This is a genomic window from Polaromonas sp., from assembly GCF_049790275.1.
Lineage (GTDB): Bacteria > Pseudomonadota > Gammaproteobacteria > Burkholderiales > Burkholderiaceae_C > Polaromonas.
The window spans coordinates 59,373-78,933 of sequence record NZ_JBAQYR010000056.1 but is presented as its reverse complement, the minus strand read 5'-3'; the positions used below and the strand labels follow the sequence as shown (position 1 = coordinate 78,933).

16 protein-coding genes are annotated in these 19,561 nt (G+C 62.7%); 13 read left to right on the top strand and 3 right to left on the bottom strand.

Translation table 11 applies throughout. The features are described from left to right. The first annotated feature begins 6 nt into the window (after positions 1 to 6). On the top strand, positions 7 to 1,539 hold the full coding sequence (locus WA904_RS08510) for a SpoVR family protein (protein ID WP_425196728.1): 1,533 nt from the start codon (positions 7 to 9) through the stop codon (positions 1,537 to 1,539). Positions 1,540 to 1,569: 30 nt separating this feature from the next. Here the strand turns inward: WA904_RS08510 and WA904_RS08505 are convergent, their stop codons facing one another. Beyond that, a complete protein-coding gene (locus WA904_RS08505; protein ID WP_425196686.1) occupies positions 1,570 to 2,205 on the bottom strand; it encodes a GntR family transcriptional regulator in 636 nt (211 codons plus the stop codon). Between the two features lie 141 nt (positions 2,206 to 2,346). On the opposite strand from WA904_RS08505, the gene scpA reads away from it, so the two are divergent. The 12 genes from scpA (at position 2,347) to WA904_RS08445 (ending at position 17,356) form a co-directional block, all read left to right on the top strand. Continuing rightward, positions 2,347 to 4,515 (top strand): methylmalonyl-CoA mutase, encoded by a 2,169-nt coding sequence (gene scpA / locus WA904_RS08500; RefSeq protein WP_425196685.1) that lies wholly within the window; start codon positions 2,347 to 2,349, stop codon positions 4,513 to 4,515. Next, complete coding sequence (gene meaB / locus WA904_RS08495) at positions 4,512 to 5,549, top strand: methylmalonyl Co-A mutase-associated GTPase MeaB (protein WP_425196684.1); 1,038 nt, start codon at positions 4,512 to 4,514, stop codon at positions 5,547 to 5,549. Before scpA ends, meaB begins: the two co-directional genes overlap by 4 nt. Positions 5,550 to 5,580: 31 nt before the next feature. Then, positions 5,581 to 7,113: an acyl-CoA carboxylase subunit beta gene (locus tag WA904_RS08490; protein WP_425196683.1), complete on the top strand. Its 1,533-nt coding sequence runs from the start codon at positions 5,581 to 5,583 to the stop codon at positions 7,111 to 7,113. 261 nt (positions 7,114 to 7,374) lie between these two features. Then, the gene (locus tag WA904_RS08485; protein WP_425196682.1) at positions 7,375 to 7,503 is read left to right on the top strand and encodes a hypothetical protein; all 129 of its coding nucleotides are present in this window, start codon (positions 7,375 to 7,377) and stop codon (positions 7,501 to 7,503) included. Further along, positions 7,496 to 9,556: an acetyl-CoA carboxylase biotin carboxylase subunit gene (locus WA904_RS08480; protein WP_425196681.1), complete on the top strand. Its 2,061-nt coding sequence runs from the start codon at positions 7,496 to 7,498 to the stop codon at positions 9,554 to 9,556. The genes WA904_RS08485 and WA904_RS08480 overlap by 8 nt, the downstream gene beginning before the upstream one ends. Then, positions 9,553 to 10,032, top strand: a complete 480-nt coding sequence (locus tag WA904_RS08475) for a VOC family protein (RefSeq protein WP_425196680.1) — start codon at positions 9,553 to 9,555, stop codon at positions 10,030 to 10,032. The genes WA904_RS08480 and WA904_RS08475 overlap by 4 nt, the downstream gene beginning before the upstream one ends. A gap of 159 nt (positions 10,033 to 10,191) precedes the next feature. Further along, positions 10,192 to 10,488: a hypothetical protein gene (locus WA904_RS08470; RefSeq protein WP_425196679.1), complete on the top strand. Its 297-nt coding sequence runs from the start codon at positions 10,192 to 10,194 to the stop codon at positions 10,486 to 10,488. A gap of 11 nt (positions 10,489 to 10,499) precedes the next feature. Further along, a complete protein-coding gene (locus tag WA904_RS08465; protein WP_425196678.1) occupies positions 10,500 to 12,020 on the top strand; it encodes a methyl-accepting chemotaxis protein in 1,521 nt (506 codons plus the stop codon). A 132-nt stretch (positions 12,021 to 12,152) separates the two neighbouring features. Next, positions 12,153 to 13,991, top strand: coding sequence for an FAD-dependent oxidoreductase (locus tag WA904_RS08460; RefSeq protein WP_425196677.1), 1,839 nt, complete (start codon positions 12,153 to 12,155; stop codon positions 13,989 to 13,991). Beyond that, positions 13,988 to 15,832, top strand: a complete 1,845-nt coding sequence (locus WA904_RS08455; protein WP_425196676.1) for a 2-oxoacid:acceptor oxidoreductase subunit alpha — start codon at positions 13,988 to 13,990, stop codon at positions 15,830 to 15,832. Before WA904_RS08460 ends, WA904_RS08455 begins: the two co-directional genes overlap by 4 nt. Then, entirely contained in the window at positions 15,829 to 16,884 is a 1,056-nt protein-coding gene (locus WA904_RS08450; RefSeq protein ID WP_425196675.1) for a 2-oxoacid:ferredoxin oxidoreductase subunit beta, read from the top strand. The genes WA904_RS08455 and WA904_RS08450 overlap by 4 nt, the downstream gene beginning before the upstream one ends. A gap of 31 nt (positions 16,885 to 16,915) precedes the next feature. Further along, positions 16,916 to 17,356, top strand: a complete 441-nt coding sequence (locus tag WA904_RS08445) for a cyclic nucleotide-binding/CBS domain-containing protein (RefSeq protein ID WP_425196674.1) — start codon at positions 16,916 to 16,918, stop codon at positions 17,354 to 17,356. Positions 17,357 to 17,386: 30 nt separating this feature from the next. On the opposite strand, the gene rsxB is transcribed toward WA904_RS08445, so the two are convergent. Both rsxB and WA904_RS08435 read right to left on the bottom strand, forming a co-directional pair. Further along, a complete protein-coding gene (rsxB, locus tag WA904_RS08440; RefSeq protein ID WP_425196673.1) occupies positions 17,387 to 18,055 on the bottom strand; it encodes an electron transport complex subunit RsxB in 669 nt (222 codons plus the stop codon). Continuing rightward, the gene (locus tag WA904_RS08435) at positions 18,052 to 19,389 is read right to left on the bottom strand and encodes a polyhydroxyalkanoate depolymerase (RefSeq protein ID WP_425196672.1); all 1,338 of its coding nucleotides are present in this window, start codon (positions 19,387 to 19,389) and stop codon (positions 18,052 to 18,054) included. The genes rsxB and WA904_RS08435 overlap by 4 nt, the downstream gene beginning before the upstream one ends. Positions 19,390 to 19,561 lie beyond the last annotated feature (172 nt).

The following is a 19,561-nucleotide window of genomic DNA, read 5'->3' as shown; positions in this document are numbered from 1 at the left end:
GCGCAGATGGCGGCGTCCGACCTGCGCGCCACGGGCCGGCGCGAGCGGCTTCCTTCGCCCTCGGACTGGTCGTTCGAACTGATTGAGATTTACCACAGGGAGATCGCGCGAACGGCCCAGTCTTTTGGCCTGGACACCTACCCGGTGCAGCTCGAGGTCATCACGGCCGAGCAGATGATCGATGCCTATGCGGCGGTGGGCATGCCGGTGAACTACCGTCACTGGTCTTTCGGAAAGCAGTTCATCGCGACCGAAAAGAGTTACCGCCGCGGCCACATGGGTCTGGCCTATGAGGTGGTGATCAATTCCGACCCCTGCATTGCCTACCTGATGGAAGAAAACACCATGCCGATGCAGGCACTGGTGATGGCGCATGCCTGTTACGGACACAACTCCTTCTTCAAGGGCAACTACCTGTTCCGGATGTGGACGGACGCCAGCTCCATCATCGACTACCTGGTGTATTCACGGGCCTACATCGCCGATTGCGAGGAGCACCACGGCTGGGATGCGGTCGAGCAGTTGCTGGACTCCTGCCACGCGCTGATGAGCCACGGGGTGGATCGCTACCGGCGTTCGCAGAAGCTTTCCCTGGCCGAGGAGGAGGCGCGCCGCAAGGATCGGGAGGCTTACCTGCAGCAGCAGATCAACGATTTATGGCGCACTGTGCCCAGGTCGGCGGAAAAACAGACGGACGGTGAAAAGGCCAGCCGGCGCTTTCCGGTGGAGCCGGAGGAAAACATCCTCTACTTCATCGAGAAGAACGCTCCCTTGCTCGAGCCCTGGCAGCGCGAGGTGATCCGCATTGTGCGCAAGGTCGCGCAGTATTTTTATCCGCAGCGGCAGACCCAGATCATGAACGAGGGCTGGGCCACGTTCTGGCACTACACGCTGCTCAACACCATGTACGACGAGGGCTTGCTGACCGATGGGTTCATGATCGAATGCCTGCGTTCCCACACTAATGTCATTTACCAGCCGCCGGTGACACACCCGGGCTACAGCGGCATCAACCCTTACGCGCTGGGCTTTGCCATGTTCAGCGACATCAAGCGCATTTGCCAGGCACCCACGGAAGAAGACCGGCAGTGGTTTCCCGACATTGCCGGCTCCGACTGGCTCAAGACGCTGGATCACGTCATGCGGCATTACAGGGACGAGAGTTTCATCGGGCAATACCTGTCGCCCCACCTGATGCGCGAGTTCCGCCTTTTTTCCGTGCTGGACGATGCCGCGGACACGGAGCTGGAAGTGGCCGCGATCCACGATGAAGCCGGTTACCGGCATGTGCGCGAGGCGCTGTCGCGCCAGTTCGACATCAGCTACCGCGAACCGAACATCCAGGTCTGGGATGTGGACGTGCGGGGCGACCGTTCCCTGACCTTGCGCCATTCCCGCCATGACGACAGGCCGCTCACCGAAGACGTGCAGGAGGTCATCAAACACGTGGCGCGGCTCTGGGGGTTCCGGGTCCAGCTCGAGAGCGTGGACAAACACGGCAAGGCGCTCCAGCGCTGGGAGGCGAAGCCACACGCCTGAGCCGGGCGCCAGGCGGCTAGCCTGTGAAGGCTAAATTGCTGCTTCCAGCCCGCTTCTGAAATGGGCCTGCATGGTTTGCATGGCGGCCGGCGAGTCGTGACGGGCCAGCGCATCCATGATGGCACGGTGTTCGGCCAGCGATTCCCCGATGCGCCCGCTTTTGAGCAGCGAGTTGTGGCGGTTGAGCTTCATTACCTTGCGCAGGTCGGCCACCATCTGGTCGCGCCAGCGGTTGTTGGCAATTTCCAGCAGGCGCATGTGAAAGCGTTCATTGATGGCGAAAAACTGTTCGCGCTCGCCGGTCGCGGCTTCCAGCTGCGCATGCAGCGCCTGCAGCTCGCGAAGCTGTTCTTCGGTGGCCTGGGCCGCCACCACGCCGGCGGCGTCGCTTTCCAGCAGGGCCAGCAGATGGTAGACATCGGCCAGGTCACGCTCTGAAACTTCGGTGACGTAAGCGCCGCGCCTGACCTTCATGGTGACCAGGCCTTCGGTGGCCAGCACCTTCAGGGCTTCGCGCAGCGGTGTGCGGCTGATACCGTATTCCTCGGCCAGCTTGAGCTCGTCAATCCAGCTGCCGGGCGCCAGCTCGCGGTTGAAAATACGCTGGCGCAGGAGCTCGGCAACCTCTTCATAAAGGGCCCGGGGAGTCAGGGAAACAGCGGCCATGGTCTTGGGTGTTGTCGATGGGGAGCCGGAGGGCTGGACAGCGTGATCTTATCTGAAACTAAATTTTGCATCAATAATTATAAATAATGTAAACTTGCCAGATCGCCGAATGGGCCGCCCAACAGACTGATTGCACACGCCATGAGCACCTCCAAACCCTTCGCCAGCCCTGAATTTGCCCCTGTGAACCTGGAAGCCTGGGCCAAAGCCGCCGCGAAGTCGGCACCCGGCGGGGACCTGAATGCGCTGGCCTGGCAGACACCCGACGGCATCACGGTCAAGCCGCTCTACACCGCGGAAGACATCAAAGGCCTGCCACATACCAACACCTTGCCGGGCTTCGAGCCCTTCATTCGCGGCCCGCAGGCCACCATGTATGCGGTGCGGCCGTGGACCATCCGTCAATATGCGGGTTTTTCCACTGCTGAAGAATCGAATGCGTTTTACCGCAAGGCGCTGGCCGCCGGCGGACAGGGCGTCTCGGTCGCGTTTGACCTGGCCACCCACCGCGGCTACGACAGCGACCACCCGCGCGTGACCGGTGACGTCGGCAAGGCCGGCGTAGCCATCGACAGCGTGGAGGACATGAAAATCCTGTTCGACCAGATCCCGCTGGACAAGGTCTCGGTGTCGATGACCATGAACGGCGCGGTGCTGCCGGTGCTGGCCGGTTATGTGGTGGCGGCCGAAGAGCAGGGCGTGGCACAGGACCAGCTTAGCGGCACCATCCAGAACGACATCCTCAAAGAGTTCATGGTGCGCAACACCTACATCTTCCCGCCGGCACCCAGCATGCGCATCATCGGCGACATCATCGAGTACACGGCGCAGCACATGCCCAAGTTCAACTCGATCAGCATCTCGGGCTACCACATGCAGGAAGCCGGCGCGAACCAGGCGCTGGAGCTGGCTTTCACGCTGGCCGACGGCAAGGAGTATGTGAAAACGGCGATTGCCAAGGGACTGGATGTGGACGGCTTTGCCGGACGCCTGAGCTTTTTCTGGGCCATCGGCATGAACTTCTACCTCGAAGTGGCCAAGCTGCGTGCGGCGCGTCTGCTGTGGTGCCGCATCATGAAGGGCTTCAACGCGAAAAGCCCGAAGAGCCTGATGCTGCGTACGCACTGCCAGACCAGCGGCTGGAGCCTGACCGAGCAGGACCCCTACAACAATGTGGTGCGCACCACCATCGAGGCCATGGCCGCGGTGTTCGGCGGCACGCAAAGCCTGCACACCAACAGCTTTGACGAAGCGATTGCGCTGCCCACCGAGTTTTCCTCACGCATCGCCCGCAACACCCAGCTCATCATCCAGGAAGAAACCCACATCCCGAATGTGATCGATCCCTGGGCCGGCAGCTACATGATGGAAAAACTCACCCAGGACATGGCCGACGCCGCCTGGGCCATCATCGAGGAAGTCGACGCCATGGGCGGCATGACAAAAGCCGTGGACAGCGGCTGGGCCAAGCTCAAGATCGAGGCCGCAGCCGCTGAAAAGCAGGCCCGCATCGACAGCGGCAAGGACGTGATCGTCGGCGTCAACAAATACAGGCTCAAGACGGAAGACGCGATCGAAACCCGGGACATCGACAACGTGGCGGTGCGCGACGGGCAGGTCATGCGCCTCAAGGCCGTACGCGCCAGCCGCGACGGTACGGCGGTGCAGGCGGCACTGGACGCGCTGACAGCCGCCGCCGAAAAGGGCGACGGCAACCTGCTGGACCTGAGCATCCAGGCAGTGCGCCTGCGCGCTACAGTGGGTGAGGTGAGCGACGCGCTCGAAAAAGTCTACGGGCGCCATCGCGCCGATACACAAAAGGTGACCGGTGTGTACGCAGCAGCTTATGACTCGGCCGAAGGCTGGGAAAATCTCAAGAGCGAGATCAACGCGTTTGCCGAGGCCCAGGGCCGACGCCCGCGCGTGATGATCTCCAAACTAGGCCAGGACGGCCATGACCGCGGCGCCAAGGTGGTGGCCACGGCGTTCGCCGATCTGGGTTTCGACGTCGACATGGGGCCGCTGTTCCAGACGCCCGAGGAATGCGCGCGCCAGGCCATTGAAAACGACGTGCATGCGGTCGGTGTTTCCACACTGGCCGCCGGCCACAAGACCCTGGTGCCGGCCATCATCGCCGAGCTGAAAAAACAGGGTGCCGACGACATCATCGTGTTTGTCGGTGGCGTGATTCCCCGGCAGGACTACGAGATGCTGTACGAGGCCGGCGTCAAGGGCATTTACGGCCCGGGTACCCCGATTCCGGCCAGCGCCAAGGATGTGCTGGAGCAGATCAAGGCTGCGCTGAAGTGATTCCCCGCGAACTGGTGGATGCGGTCCTGCATGGCGACGCCGCCGCGCAACGCCGCGCCATCGCCAAAGCCATCACGCTGCTGGAGTCGACGCGGACCGACCACCGCGCGCAGGGCGACGAGCTGCTGACCGCCTTGCTGCCGCACACTGGCAAGGCTTTCCGCCTCGGCATCAGCGGCGTGCCTGGCGTCGGCAAATCGACCTTCATCGAAGTGCTGGGCCTGTACCTCATTGAGCAAGGCCACAGGGTCGCGGTGCTGACCATAGACCCGTCGTCGAGCGTCTCGGGTGGTTCCATCCTCGGCGACAAGACCCGCATGGAGCAGCTGTCGGTGCACGAACGTGCCTATATCCGCCCCAGTCCGTCCAGCGGCACCCTGGGTGGCGTGGCCGAGAAAACACGCGAGGCCATGTTGGTCTGCGAAGCCGCGGGTTACGACATCGTGATTGTCGAAACCGTGGGCGTAGGCCAGAGCGAGACCGCGGTGGCCAACATGACAGACATGTTTGTTCTGATGCAACTGCCGAATGCCGGCGATGACCTGCAGGCAATCAAGAAAGGCGTGATGGAGCTGGCCGACCTGGTCATCATCAACAAGGCCGATATCGATGCCGATGCGGCCATGCGGGCGCAGGCGCAAATCACCTCGGCAATGCGCCTGTTCGGCTTGGTCAACAACGCGATGGACCCGTCGCAGGCGGCAGCCTACGAGTCCTTCTGGCATCCGCAGGTGATCCAGCTCAGCGCGTTGCACAACAAGGGTGTCGATGCGTTCTGGGCGGCGGTGACGCAGTTCAAAAAAATCCAGACCACCAATGGCCGGCTGGCCTCACGACGCCGGCATCAATCCCTGTCGTGGATGTGGGAGCGCATAGACGCCGGGCTCAAACAGGCCTTCCGGCAGGATCCGGCGGTCAGCGCCATGCTGCCCACCCTGGTGGCCGACGTCGAAAGCGGCCGCATCCCGGCCTCAACCGCAGCACGAAATCTGCTTGCAGCCCAATCAGGACGGGCGCAGGCAGCTATCAAATAAATAGCTATTCCAAGGACGAAGAAAGCAAGCCATGCAGGACATTCTTGAACAACTCGAAAAAAAGCGCGCCGCAGCACGCCTGGGCGGCGGGCAAAAGCGCATCGATGCGCAACACGGCAAAGGCAAGCTGACGGCGCGCGAGCGGCTGGAATTGCTGCTCGACGAAGGCACGTTCGAAGAATGGGACATGTTTGTCGAGCACCGCTGCACCGACTTCGGCATGCAGGACAACAAGATTCCCGGTGACGGCGTGGTGACCGGCTACGGCATGATCAACGGCCGCCTGGTGTTTGTCTTCAGCCAGGACTTCACGGTGTTCGGCGGCGCCTTGTCCGAAGCGCATGCCGAGAAGATCTGCAAGGTGATGGACCAGGCCATGAAGGTCGGCGCGCCGGTGATCGGCCTGAACGACTCCGGTGGCGCGCGCATCCAGGAAGGCGTGGCTTCGCTCGGTGGTTATGCCGACGTGTTCCAGCGCAACGTCATGGCCTCGGGCGTGGTGCCGCAGATCAGCATGGTCATGGGCCCCTGCGCCGGCGGCGCGGTGTATTCACCGGCGATGACCGACTTCATCTTCATGGTCAAGGACAGCAGCTACATGTTTGTCACCGGCCCCGAGGTCGTGAAAACCGTGACGCATGAAGAGGTGACCGCCGAGGAACTGGGCGGCGCCACCACCCACACCACCCGCAGCGGCGTGGCCGACCTGGCGTTTGAAAATGATGTGGAGGCGCTGCTGATGCTGCGCCGGCTCTACAACTACCTGCCGCTGAACAACCGTGAAAAGGCCCCGGTGCGCCCCAGCGCCGATCCGGCCGCCCGCATGGACCTGAGCCTGGACACCCTGGTTCCGGAAAACCCGAACAAGCCCTATGACATGAAAGAACTCATCGTCAAGACGGTGGACGATGGCGATTTTTTCGAGATCCAACCCGAGTACGCCAAAAACATCATCATCGGTTTCGCCCGCATGGAAGGCCAGTCGGTTGGTATCGTCGCGAACCAGCCGCTGGTGCTGGCGGGTTGCCTGGATATCAAAAGCAGCATCAAGGCCGCGCGCTTTGTGCGTTTCTGCGATGCCTTCAACATTCCGGTGATCACCTTTGTGGATGTGCCCGGCTTCATGCCCGGCACCAGCCAGGAATACGGCGGCATCATCAAACACGGCGCCAAGCTGCTCTACGCCTATGCGGAGTGCACCGTGCCCAAAATCACCGTCATCACGCGCAAGGCCTATGGGGGAGCCTACGACGTGATGAGTTCCAAACACCTGCGCGGCGACGTCAACTTTGCCTGGCCCAACGCCGAGATCGCCGTGATGGGTGCCAAGGGCGCGGTGGAAATCATCTTCCGCGAAGACAAGGGCGATCCGGCCAAGCTGGCCGCGAAGGAAGCCGAATACAAGGCGCGTTTTGCGAATCCTTTCGTCGCCGGCGCGCGTGGCTTCATTGACGACGTGATCCTTCCGCATGAAACCCGCAAGCGGATTTGCCGGTCGCTGGTGATGCTCAAAGACAAGAAACTGGACAACCCGTGGCGCAAGCACGGAAACATTCCACTTTAAGGAGATTTTGAAGTGGCAACCAACAAGATACCTTGTGACCTGTGCGTTGTATCGCAGGTATACGGACCCCATACCTATGATCTTCGACAAGCCTCAACCTACGGATTGTGGGTATGCATAAGTTGCTGGAATGCAAATTGGGACGGATGGAATCCCAGGCTTGAGCCGTTCCTACTGGCTGCGCTAGAGCGAAATAACCTCCCCACTCCAACCAAATTGCCAAACGGGCTTCTGCCTCGCGAATAGCAGAAAGTACTTCTTATGTTCACCAAGATCCTGATCGCCAACCGCGGTGACCAGCCGCGAAGCGGCGCAGCAGCGCAGCTACGTTGCCTGATGCACGAAGTGCATGCAGGCGATTTCACCCCGATGGAGAAGGCGTATGTTTGAAAAGATACTGATAGCGAATCGGGGTGAAATCGCCTGCCGCGTCATCCTCACCGCCCGCAAGATGGGCATCAAGACGGTTGCCGTGTATTCGGACGCCGACAAGGATGCGCGCCATGTGGAACTGGCCGATGAGGCCGTGCACATCGGCCCGGCGCCGAGCCGCGACAGTTATTTGCAGGCCGACAAGATCATTGCCGCCTGCAAACAGACCGGTGCGCAGGCGGTGCATCCGGGCTACGGTTTCCTCAGCGAAAACGCCGGCTTTGCCAAACGCGTGGAAGAAGAGGGCATTGTGTTCATCGGCCCCAAACATTATTCGATTGCCGCCATGGGCGACAAGATCGAATCCAAGAAGCTCGCCGGTGCGGCGGGCGTCAATTGCATTCCCGGTGTCAACGACGCGATCGAGACCGCTGAAAAAGCCGTCGAGATTGCCAAAAGCATCGGTTATCCGGTGATGATCAAGGCCAGCGCCGGCGGCGGCGGCAAGGGCTTGCGGGTGGCCTTCAACGACAAGGAAGCTTTCGAAGGCTTCACCTCCTGCCGCAACGAAGCGCGTAGCAGCTTTGGCGACGACCGCGTTTTCATCGAGAAGTTTGTCGAGGAACCGCGCCACATCGAGATCCAGCTGATCGGCGACAGCCAGGGCAACGTGATTTATCTGAACGAGCGCGAATGCTCGATCCAGCGCCGGCACCAAAAGGTGATCGAGGAGGCGCCGTCGCCCTTCATCAGCGACGTCACGCGCCAGGCCATGGGTGAGCAGGCCGTTGCGCTGGCCAAGGCCGTGAAGTACCAGAGCGCCGGCACGGTGGAGTTCGTGGTTGGGAATGACCAGAGCTTTTATTTCCTCGAGATGAACACGCGCCTGCAGGTCGAGCACCCGGTCACGGAATGCATCACCGGCCTGGACCTGGTGGAGCTGATGATTCGTGTGGCAGCCGGCGAGAAGCTGCCGCTGGCGCAAAAGGATGTGCAGCGCAATGGCTGGGCCATCGAATGCCGCATCAATGCCGAAGACCCTTTCCGCAGCTTTTTGCCCTCCACGGGTCGGCTGGTGCGTTTTCAGCCGCCCAAGGAGACCATGTTTGCGGCGGACACGGCGCAGCTTTTCGGCGTGCGCGTGGATACCGGCGTGCAGGACGGCGGCGAGATCCCGATGTTTTACGACTCGATGATTGCCAAGCTCATCGTGCACGGCCGGGACCGCAACGACGCGATTGCGAAGATGCGCGAGGCACTCAATGCGTTTGTGATCCGCGGTATCAGCAGCAACATTCCGTTCCAGTCGGCGCTGCTCGCTCATCCGAAATTTGTGGCCGGTGACTTCAACACGGGTTTCATTGCCGAAAACTACAGCCAGGGTTTCCGTGCCGAAGACGTGCCGCACGACGACCCGGCTTTCCTGGTGGCGCTGGCAGCCTACGTGAACCGCCGCATGCTCGGGCGCGCCGCAGGCATCAGCGGCCAGTTGCCCGGCCACGGCGTGACGGTGGGTGAGGAGTTCGTGGTCATCGGCTTGGGCGCCGGCGGGAACAACGAGGCGCATCCCGTGACGGTGCGGGACTATCAAGCCCAATCGGGCTCCAGCCGAGTGGACACGGGCGCAGGCAGCTATGAAATATGTAGCAGCTGGCACCTCGGCGGCGCCCGCATCCGCGGCACTGTCAACGGCCAGCCGTTTGCCGCGCAGGTCGAACGCGGCGCGGGCCACGGTTCCATCAGGAACCCGCTGGCGATCCGCATCGCGCACAATGGCACGCGGCTGGACGCCATGGTGCTGTCGCCGCGCGCCGCCAGGCTCCATGCCCTGATGCCCTACAAGGCGCCGCCCGACATGAGCCGTTATGTGCTGTCGCCCATGCCCGGCCTGCTGGTCGAGGTGGCCGTGCAGCCGGGGCAGAAAGTGCAGGCCGGCGAACGTGTGGCCGTGATCGAAGCCATGAAGATGGAAAACGTGCTGTTCGCCACGGCCGACGGCGTGGTGGGCAAGGTGCTGGCGGGCAAGGGCGAGTCTTTGTCCGTGGATCAGCCGATTGTGGAGTTCGTATGACGCGTCCGTTTAAGGTCTTGGGTATCCAGCAGATCGCCATTGGCGGCACCGACAAGCAGCGCCTGCAAAAACTCTGGGTGGACATGCTGGGCCTGGAAGTCACCGGCACTTTTCGCAGCGAGCGCGAGAATGTGGACGAAGACATTTGCGCCATCGGCAGCGGCCCGTTCAAGGTCGAGGTGGACCTGATGCAGCCGCTGGACCCGGACAAAAAACCGGCTGTGCACACAACCCCCCTGAACCATGTCGGTCTCTGGATCGACGACCTGCCCAAGGCGGTGGCGTGGCTCACGGCCCAAGGCGTGCGGTTTGCGCCGGGCGGCATCCGCCGGGGCGCTGCCGGGTTTGACATCTGCTTTTTGCATCCCAAGGCCAATGACGAGTTTCCCGTCTCAGGCGAGGGTGTGCTGATTGAAATGGTGCAGGCCCCGCTCGAGGTGGTTCAGGCTTTTGCCCGGCTTGCCGGGACGTCCTGAACTGCGGGCAGACGGGACAAGGAAGGGGGCTTCCGGTCAGCGGGCACGGTCCTGAGGCGTCCGTGCTTGTCCTGAAATGAGCGCACTTGTGCCTTCTTTTCCGGTATTGGCTTTTCCGGCATTGCCTTAGTCTCTGGTAAGTCCACTCAGGAGCTTGCCATGCAATTCAAGGATCTAAGCGTCAGCCTGCCAGCGGCAGCGGCCGATTTCCTCTGGCCGGCGCCAGGCTGCCGCCCCGACAGCGCGCCATCCGACCTGTTGCAGGCATTTGCCCTGCGTATGGCCAGCCATGGCGAGTGGATCAGCAGCACCATGATGCGCTGCGACCACCGTTACGCCTTGCGGCAATTGGCCAGCGCCCATTGCACCGATGACGACACCCTGCGCGCGATGGCCATGGCGCTGTTTCGCGATTTCGAGAACCGCCCGCCTGGGCGCCCCCCAGCCATTCAATGATTGAGATTCCCATGATGCGAGTTTTCATGCGGCCCGGCCTGTGGCTGATGCGGCGCCTGCGGCTTGCAGGCAAATGCCTGCTGCTGGCGGTCGTGTCGATGGCGCTGCCGGTTGCAGTGCTGACCCAGTACCTGATCGCCCGGCCCACCGGTGCCGGCACGGCACTGATGGCCTGGCTGGCCGGTGCCTGCCTGCTGGTGTCCGCTTATGTGCTGACTGCCTTTTACCGAAGCCTGGTGGATGACCTGGAGCAGGTGGTGCAGGCCATGGACCAGGTGGTGCGGGGTGATTTGCGCGTGGCGCTGCCGGCGCGCAGCCGCGATGAACTGGGTCAATTGGCCCAGGCCATGGCCAGCATCGGGGCGACGGTTTCCGCCATGGTGGCCAATGTGCGCAGCAACGCCGCTTTTGTGGCCCATTCAGGTCAGAGCCTGGCCGTCGGCAACCGCGAGCTGTCGGACCGTACCGAGCAGCAGGCGGCCAGCCTGGAGCAGACGGCAGCCAGCGTTGCCCAGCTGTCTTCCACCGTACAGAACAATGCCCAGGCGGCCGGCCAGGCCAGCAGCCAGGCGGCCGGTGTCCGGGACCTGGCCGACCAGGGCGCATCCACCATGGCCCAGGCAATTGAGGCGGTGGAGGCTGTGCAGGGCAGTGCCAAGCGCATGGGCGACATCGTCGGGGTGATTGACGGGCTGGCGTTCCAGACCAACATCCTGGCGCTCAATGCGGCGGTGGAGGCGGCCCGTGCCGGGGAATCGGGCCGAGGTTTTGCCGTGGTTGCCAGCGAAGTCCGTTCCCTGGCGCAGCGCTCGGCCGATTCGGCCCGCGAAATCCGCCAGTTGATCGGGGTGTCCTCGGGGCAGGTGGCGGCCAGTGCGGAAAAAATCCGGGCGGCAGGCGCGAACATGACTGAAATCGTCTCGGGCATCCGGGATGTGGCGGCGAACATGTCGCAGATATCGGCCTCCAGCGCCGAGCAGAGCACGGGCCTGACCGAAATCACCTCGGCCGTGCGCCAGCTCGACGAGATCACGCAGAGCAATGCAAGGATGGTGGGGCGTGCCGTCAACCAGGCCGTCAACCTGGAGGCGCGGGCCGGCACGCTGGTGCAGTCGGTGGCGTCTTTCAAGCTGCAGCAGGGTTCGGCCGAGGAGGCGGTGGCGCTGGTGGAGCGCGCCGTCGCGCACCGCCAGCACACATCGAAAGAAGCATTCCTGCGCGACCTGACCCAGCCCGCCAAGGCATTTCACGACCGCGACATGTATGTGTTTGCGCTCGACGACCAGGGTACCTACCTGGCTTTTGGCGGCAACCCGTCCAAGGTCGGCACGCATGTACAGGACATCGCAGGCATCGACGGCGACGGGCTGCTCCAGTCCATCATCGAGCAGGCCAGCCACGAGCCGGGCTGGGTCGAATACGGCATCACCAACCCGACCACGGGCAAGGTTCAGGCCAAGATGTCTTTTGTGCAGCAGGTCGACGACGTCTTTGTGGGCTGCGGCGTGTACAAGAACCTGGTGGTGGGCTGAGACCGCAGGGCTGCGGTACAGACTTCTTCCGAACTGAGGGATTCACCCGAGAGCGCACAGAGCGAAGCGGGGCGTAAACTGGCTTGGCCTCCTGGCCGGTGATGCGTGTAGAAGGGGGCAAGGAGACAGCACTTGCAGCCAACCAACGCAGCCAATCCGTCCTATTTCCACAAGGTCGTTGATTGCCAATGGGCCTGTCCCGCCCATACCCCCGTTCCTGAATACATACGCCTGATCGGCCAGGGCCGCTACAGCGACGCCTACATGGTCAACTGGGTGTCGAATGTGTTTCCGGGCATTCTGGGCCGGACCTGTGACCGCCCCTGTGAGCCGGCCTGCCGGCGCAGCCGCGTCGAGGAGAACAACGGCGAGCATCCGGAACCGGTGGCCATCTGCCGCCTCAAACGGGTGGCGGCCGACATGAAAAACGATGTGCGCCAGCGCATGCCCAAACTCGCACCCAAAAATGGCAAGCGGATTGCCTGCGTAGGTGCGGGGCCGGCCTCATTGACTGTCGCGCGCGACCTGGCGCCCCTGGGTTATGAGGTCACGGTATTTGACGGCGAGGCCAAGGCCGGCGGTTTCATTCGCACGCAGATCCCGCGTTTTCGCCTGCCCGAATCGGTGATCGATGAAGAAACCGGCTACATCCTGGACCTGGGTGTCCAGTTCAGAAGCGGCCAGCGCATCGAGTCCATGAAAGGCCTGCTGGCCCAGGGCTACGACGCGGTGTTTGTCGGCTGCGGCGCGCCGCGCGGGCGCGACCTGAAGCTGCCGGGCCGCCAGGAGATTACGGAAAACATCCACATCGGCATCGACTGGCTGGCCTCGGTGTCCTTCGGCCACATCACGACGATAGGCAAACGCGTCATCGTGCTTGGCGGCGGCAACACGGCCATGGACTGTTGCCGCTCGGCCAGGCGCCTGGGCGGCACCGATGTGAAGGTGATCGTGCGCAGCGGTTTCGACGAAATGAAAGCATCTCCCTGGGAGAAGGAAGATGCCCAGCACGAAGGTATTCCCATCATCAATTTCCATGTGCCCAAGTCCTTCGAGCACGACAAAGGCATGCTGACCGGCATGTATTTCGAAGTGGTCAAGGCGGTGTATGACGCCAAAGGCAAACGCAGCCTGGTGCCGACGGGCGAGCCCGACGTGCTGATCGAGTGCGACTCGGTGCTAATTGCCGTCGGCCAGGAAAACGCCTTTCCCTGGATCGAGCGCCAGAGCGGCATCACGTTTGACGAGTGGGGCTTGCCGGTCTTGAACAAGGAGACCTTCCAGTCCAGCTTGCCGTCCGTCTTTTTCGGCGGCGATTCCGCCTTTGGCCCGAAAAACATCATCACGGCGGTGGCGCACGGGCATGAGGCTGCGGTGTCGATCGACCGGTTCCTTCACGGCGAAGACATCAGCAGCCGGCCCGACCCCATGACCAACCTGATGTCCACCAAGATGGGCATTCACGAGTGGAGCTACGACAACGACACCTCCGGCGATACCCGCTTCAAGGTGCCCTGGGCCAAGGCGGAAATTGCACTGGCCAGCATCCGTGTCGAGGTGGAGCTGGGCTTCGACGCGGCAACCGCCTTCAAGGAAGCCGGGCGCTGCCTGAACTGCGACGTGCAGACGGTGTTTGCTGCGCCGGCCTGCATCGAGTGCGATGCCTGTGTGGACGTCTGCCCGATGGACTGCATCAGTTTCACCGCCAACGGCGAAGAGGCCGACCTGCGCACACGGCTGAAGGCGCCGGCGCTGAACCTGGCGCAGGACCTGTATGTATCGGGCGAGCTCAAGACCGGCCGCGTGATGGTCAAGGACGAGGATGTCTGCCTGCATTGCGGCCTGTGCGCGGAACGCTGCCCCACCGGGGCCTGGGACATGCAGAAGTTTTTGCTGCAGACCACGCAGGCCGGGCCGTCCTGTCGGGATGCCAACAAGGCTGCCGACCGCGCAGCAGGGGTGCCAGCATGAAAAAAAGAATAGAAGCCGTCAACGATTTCGTGATCAAGTTCGCCAATGTCAACGGCTCGGGTTCGGCCTCGGCCAACGAGCTGTTTGCCAAGGCCATTTTGCGCATGGGTGTGCCGGTCAGCCCGCGCAATATCTTCCCCAGCAACATCCAGGGCCTGCCGACCTGGTACGAGGCGCGTGTCAGCGACAAGGGCTACCAGGGCCGGCGCGGCGGCATCGACATGATGGTGGCGATGAACCCGCAGACCTGGGACGCCGACGTGGCCGAGCTGGAGCCGGGCGGCTACCTGTTTTACGACAGCACGCGGCCCATGCCCGCCTCGAAGTTCCGCGAGGACATCCATGTCATCGGCATGCCGCTGACCGAGATCTGCAACGCCGTCTACAGCGACCCGCGCCAGCGCCAGCTTTTCAAGAACATCGTGTATGTGGGCGCGCTGTCGGTGCTGCTGGAAATTGAATCGGCGGTCATCGAGAAACTGTTCGGCGAACAATACAAGGGCAAGGAAAAACTGATGGCTTCCAATGTGCAGGCGCTGCATCTGGGGCGTGATTTCGCCAGTGAACACCTGGAGGCGCCGCTGGGCATACGCGTGCAGCGCAGTGACCAGGTCGGCCGCAAGATTTTTGTCGATGGCAACAGCGCCGCGGCCCTGGGGTGTGTGTATGGCGGTGCCACGGTGGCGGCCTGGTACCCGATCACGCCGTCTTCCTCGGTGGCCGAGGCCTTCCAGTCCTACTGCGCCAAATACCGGGTGGACCCGGACACCGGCCGGAACAACTACGCGATCGTGCAGGCGGAAGATGAAATCGCCTCCATCGGCATGGTGGTGGGGGCGGGGTGGAACGGTGCGCGCGCCTTCACTGCCACCTCGGGCCCGGGCGTGTCGTTGATGACCGAATTTCTCGGACTGGCCTACTTCGCCGAGATACCGGTCACCATCATCAATGTGCAGCGCGGCGGCCCGTCCACCGGCATGCCGACGCGCACGCAGCAGGCAGACCTGATCTCCTGCGCCTATGCGTCGCACGGCGACACGAAACATGTGCTGCTGCTGCCCGAAGACCCGCATGAATGTTTCGAGCACGCGGCGGCTGCGCTGGACCTGGCGGAACGCCTGCAGACGCCGGTGTTTGTGATGACCGACCTGGACATCGGCATGAATCAGCGCCTGTGCGAGCCCTTTGCCTGGGACGACAGCCGGAGCTACGACCGCGGCAAGGTGATGAGTGCCGAAGAGCTGGAGGCGGGAAAAGACTTTGGCCGCTACAAGGACGTGGACGGCGACGGCATCCCCTGGCGCACCCTGCCGGGAACGCACCCCAGCAAGGGCAGCTATTTCACGCGCGGCACCACGCGCAATGCCTACGCGCAGTATTCGGAGCGCGGCCCGGATTACATCTACAACGTGCAGCGGCTGCTGAAGAAGTTCGAAACCGCTGCCACGCTGGTGCCGCAACCGGTGCTGCGCCCCGCGGCACGCAAGACCCCGTTGGGCGTTATTTACTTTGGTTCCACCAGCCCGGCCATGGGCGAAGCCCTGGATGTGCTGGGCGAGGCGGGCATTGATCTGGATGCCATGCGGTTGCGCGCTTTCCCGTTTCCGGCCATCGTGGCGCAGTTCATTGCTGCGCATGACAAGGTGTTTGTGGTCGAACAGAACCGCGATGCACAGATGCATTGCCTGCTGGTCAACGAACTCGATGTCGATCCGGCGCGCCTGGTGCGTGTGCTGCACTACGACGGCACGCCGATCACCGCGCGATTCATCACCAGCGCCATCACGCAACATGTGCAAGCCGGAGCGGCGGTGCAACAAATATCCAGGGAACTGTCATGACCTATCTGGCCAAACCGCGGCTGCATCATCCTTCGCTGACCGTCAACAAGGTCGGCTACACCCGGCGCGACTACGAAGGGAAAATTTCCACCCTGTGCGCTGGCTGCGGGCACGACTCGATTTCGGCGGCCATCATCCAGGCCTGCTGGGAACTCGACATCGAGCCGCACCGCGTCGCCAAGCTCTCGGGCATAGGCTGCAGCTCCAAGACGCCGGACTATTTTCTCGGTGCCTCGCACGGCTTCAACACCGTGCACGGCCGCATGCCTTCGGTGCTGACCGGTGCCAACCTGGCCAACCGCGACCTGCTCTACCTCGGCGTGTCGGGGGACGGCGACTCGGCTTCGATCGGCCTGGGCCAGTTTGCCCATGCGATGCGGCGCGGCGTCAACATGGTTTATCTCGTCGAGAACAACGGCGTCTACGGCCTGACCAAGGGGCAGTTTTCGGCGACGGCCGACCAGGGCTCGAAAAGCAAGAAAGGGGTAGTCAACAGCGACAGCCCGGTGGACCTGGTGGCCCTGGCCCTGCAACTGGGGGCAACCTACGTGGCCCGCGGGTTCTCGGGCGACAAGGCCCAGCTGGTACCGCTGATCAAGGGTGCCATTGGCCATGGCGGCGCGGCCTTCATCGACATCATCAGCCCCTGCGTGGCCTTCAACAACCATGCCGGCAGCACCAAGAGCTACGACTACGTGCGCGAGCACAACGAGTCGGTCAACCGCATCGACTTCATCACCGGGCGCGACGAGATTACCGCCAGCTACGCGCCGGGAGAGGTGATCGAGGTGGTCCAGCACGACGGCTCCAGCCTGCGCTTTCGCAAGCTCCAGGCAGACTACGACCCGACCGATCGTTATGCCGCCCTGAGCTACATGAATGCGCACCAGGCGCGCGGTGAAGTTGTCACCGGGCTGCTGTATGTGGACAAGCTGGTGACCGACCTGCACGTGGCGCTCAATACCAGCGACACCCCGCTCAACAAGCTGGACGCGAAACAGCTCTGTCCGGGTGCGCGCGTGCTGGACAAGCTCAATACCTCCCTGCGCTGATTTTTTCCTGGCAACCGGACGAGGGGACACCATGGCTGAACGCACCGTCTTTCAATCCATTCCGCACCGGCATGTGGTGAGCCTGGCACCACAGGCAAGCGTGCTGGAGGCCGCACGCGTCATGACCAAGGCCAATTGCGGCAGCGTGTTGGTCATTGACAGTACGGGCGTGATGCAGGGCATCCTGACCGAGCGCGACCTGATGACCCGCGTGCTGGCCAGGGCCCTGGATGCTGAGAAGACACCGGTGTCCGAGGTGATGACGCCCAAGCCCCTGTGTGTCGTGCCCGAGATGGCTGTGTCCGATGCGGTGCTCATCCTGCTGGAGCGCGGGTTCCGGCATTTGCCGATTGTTTCGTCAGCCGGGAAAATCCTGGGTGTTTTTTCAATCCGCGATGCCTTGCCGCGCGAGATCGACAGCGCGGTCAGCCTGGCCGAGTTTCGCGATTCGGTCAACGACGCGCTGGGTTGACGCGGGTGCTACCGCGCCGGCCGCTGCGGGCTAGCCGCTGTTTTTTCCCGGGTCGCGCCTGGCGCGTGCACGCGCCAGAGCCGCTTCAATCACGGCGCGTTTCTGGTCCAGCACGGCAGGGTCGGTGTGTTGTGAATGCCCGGGCAGGTCGGCCAGCGCGGCCTCGGCTTTTTCTTCAAGCCATTTCTGGTGTTTGCCCTCGTCCTGTATGCGCCGATAGCTATGTATTTCATAGCGTTTGAGGGCCAATGCGGCGTCGGCTTCCGACCAGGCGGCCCAGCCGGTGCGTTCCCCGGTGACGTTTTCCAGGCTGATGCAGTCGACCGGGCAGACCGGGATGCACAGCTCGCAGCCGGTGCAACAAGGCTCGATCACGGTGTGCATGAGTTTGTTGCTGCCCAGGATGGCATCCACCGGGCAGGCGTCCAGGCACAGGGTGCAGCCTATGCACCAGGTTTCGTCAATGACGGCGAGCTGGCGCGGGCCTTCGCTGCCGTTGTCGGGGTTGAGAGCGCTTGCCGGCCGGCCGGTGATCAGGGCCAGGCGCGCAATACCTTCCGCGCCGCCGGGCGGGCACTGGTTGATGTCGGCCTCGCCCCCGGCGATGGCCTGCGCGTAGGCCGCGCAGTCAGGGTAGCCGCAACGCGTGCACTGGGTCTGGGGCAGGGCAGCGTGAATGCGTGCGGCCAGCCCGTTCACTTGCGCCTTGCAGCCTTCTTTTTGGGGGCCAGCGGTGTGTCGCTGGCGGCGACGGCTGCCTGCAGCGACGCGGGATGGTGCGCGGCAATAAAGGCCTTGACCTGCGGGTAAACGACCTCGCGCCAGCGGCGCCCGCTGAAGATGCCGTAGTGGCCTGCGCCCTTGACTTCCAGGTGCTTCTGGCGCGCCTTGGGCACGTTGTAGCAGAGGGCGTGGGCGGCTTCGGTCTGGCCGGAGCCGGAGATGTCGTCCAGTTCGCCTTCCACCGTGAAATGTGCTGTCGTCTTGATGTCCTGCGGGCGAACCCGTTCGAGCTTGCCGTCCACGGACCGCACGTCCCATGTGCCGTTGACCAGCTTGAATTCCTGGAACACCGTCTTGATGGTGTCGAGGTAGTAGTCGGCATCCATGTCCAGCACGGCGTTGTACTCGTCGTAGAACTTGACATGGGCTTCGGTGCTGGCGTCGTCGCCCTTGAGCAGGTCCTTGAAATAATCGTAGTGGCTGCTGGCATGGCGATCCGGGTTCATCGCGACAAAGCCGGTGTGCTGCAGGAAGCCCGGGTAGACACGGCGGCCGGCACCCGGAAAATTGCTGGGAACGCGGTAAATCACGTTGTTCTCGAACCATTCGAAGCTTTTGTTCATGGCCAGGTTGTTGACCGCCGTCGGCGACTTTCGCGCGTCGATCGGTCCGCCCATCATGGTCATGCTCAGGGGCGTCAGCTCCCCGCGCGAGGCCATCAGCGACACGGCGGCCAGCACCGGCACCGTGGGCTGGCAGACGCTGATGACGTGACAGTTGCCATAGGTGGCCTGCAGGTGCCGGATGAACTCCTGCACGTAGTTGACGTAGTCGTCCAGGTGGAAAGCACCTTCGGACAGCGGCACGGTGCGTGCGTTTTTCCAGTCGGTGATGTAGACCTTGTGGTCCTTGAGCATGCTGCGCACCGTCTCGCGCAGCAGGGTGGCATAGTGGCCCGACAGCGGCGCCACGATCAGCACCGCCGGCTCGCCCTTGAGCTGGGTCAGCGTCGCCGGATCATCGGTGAAACGCTTGAAGCGGCGCAACTCGCAAAAGGGTTTGTCCAGCTCCACGCGTTCATGGATGGCGATGTTGGTGCCATTCACATCGACCCGGTTGATGCCAAAAGCGGGTTTTTCGTAGTCCTTGCCGAGGCGATAAATCAGGCTGTAGCCGGCAGCTGCGCGCTGCGCCAGGGGGTTCTGGCTGAAGGGCGACAGCGGGTTGTTGTAAAGCTTGGCAGCCGCCTGCGCGAAATCGACAAACGGCTCCATCAGCGAACGCTGGGTTTCATAAACTTGATAAAGCATGGGGCGAACCTTTGTACAACGATATGCTGCAGTGCAACAAATAATAACAGGTGTGCTTATTAATTTATGGAGGGCAAACACCAATACAAACACGCCTGAAGGTGTTTCTTTGGGGCATTCCATGGAAAATGACACAGGGCTGTGACAGGGGGCTGGCCGCACCCGCTGGCCC

Excerpts from the sequence above, each read along its gene's own strand:
- WA904_RS08510 (WP_425196728.1), top strand. The coding sequence starts at position 7 with ATGGCGGCGTCCGACCTGCGCGCCACGGGCCGGCGCGAGCGGCTTCCT.
- WA904_RS08505 (WP_425196686.1), bottom strand. The coding sequence starts at position 2,205 with ATGGCCGCTGTTTCCCTGACTCCCCGGGCCCTTTATGAAGAGGTTGCC.
- scpA (WP_425196685.1), top strand. The coding sequence starts at position 2,347 with ATGAGCACCTCCAAACCCTTCGCCAGCCCTGAATTTGCCCCTGTGAAC.
- WA904_RS08490 (WP_425196683.1), top strand. The coding sequence starts at position 5,581 with ATGCAGGACATTCTTGAACAACTCGAAAAAAAGCGCGCCGCAGCACGC.
- WA904_RS08485 (WP_425196682.1), top strand. The coding sequence starts at position 7,375 with ATGTTCACCAAGATCCTGATCGCCAACCGCGGTGACCAGCCGCGAAGC.
- WA904_RS08480 (WP_425196681.1), top strand. The coding sequence starts at position 7,496 with ATGTTTGAAAAGATACTGATAGCGAATCGGGGTGAAATCGCCTGCCGC.
- WA904_RS08475 (WP_425196680.1), top strand. The coding sequence starts at position 9,553 with ATGACGCGTCCGTTTAAGGTCTTGGGTATCCAGCAGATCGCCATTGGC.
- WA904_RS08470 (WP_425196679.1), top strand. The coding sequence starts at position 10,192 with ATGCAATTCAAGGATCTAAGCGTCAGCCTGCCAGCGGCAGCGGCCGAT.
- WA904_RS08465 (WP_425196678.1), top strand. The coding sequence starts at position 10,500 with ATGATGCGAGTTTTCATGCGGCCCGGCCTGTGGCTGATGCGGCGCCTG.
- WA904_RS08455 (WP_425196676.1), top strand. The coding sequence starts at position 13,988 with ATGAAAAAAAGAATAGAAGCCGTCAACGATTTCGTGATCAAGTTCGCC.
- WA904_RS08450 (WP_425196675.1), top strand. The coding sequence starts at position 15,829 with ATGACCTATCTGGCCAAACCGCGGCTGCATCATCCTTCGCTGACCGTC.
- WA904_RS08445 (WP_425196674.1), top strand. The coding sequence starts at position 16,916 with ATGGCTGAACGCACCGTCTTTCAATCCATTCCGCACCGGCATGTGGTG.
- WA904_RS08435 (WP_425196672.1), bottom strand. The coding sequence starts at position 19,389 with ATGCTTTATCAAGTTTATGAAACCCAGCGTTCGCTGATGGAGCCGTTT.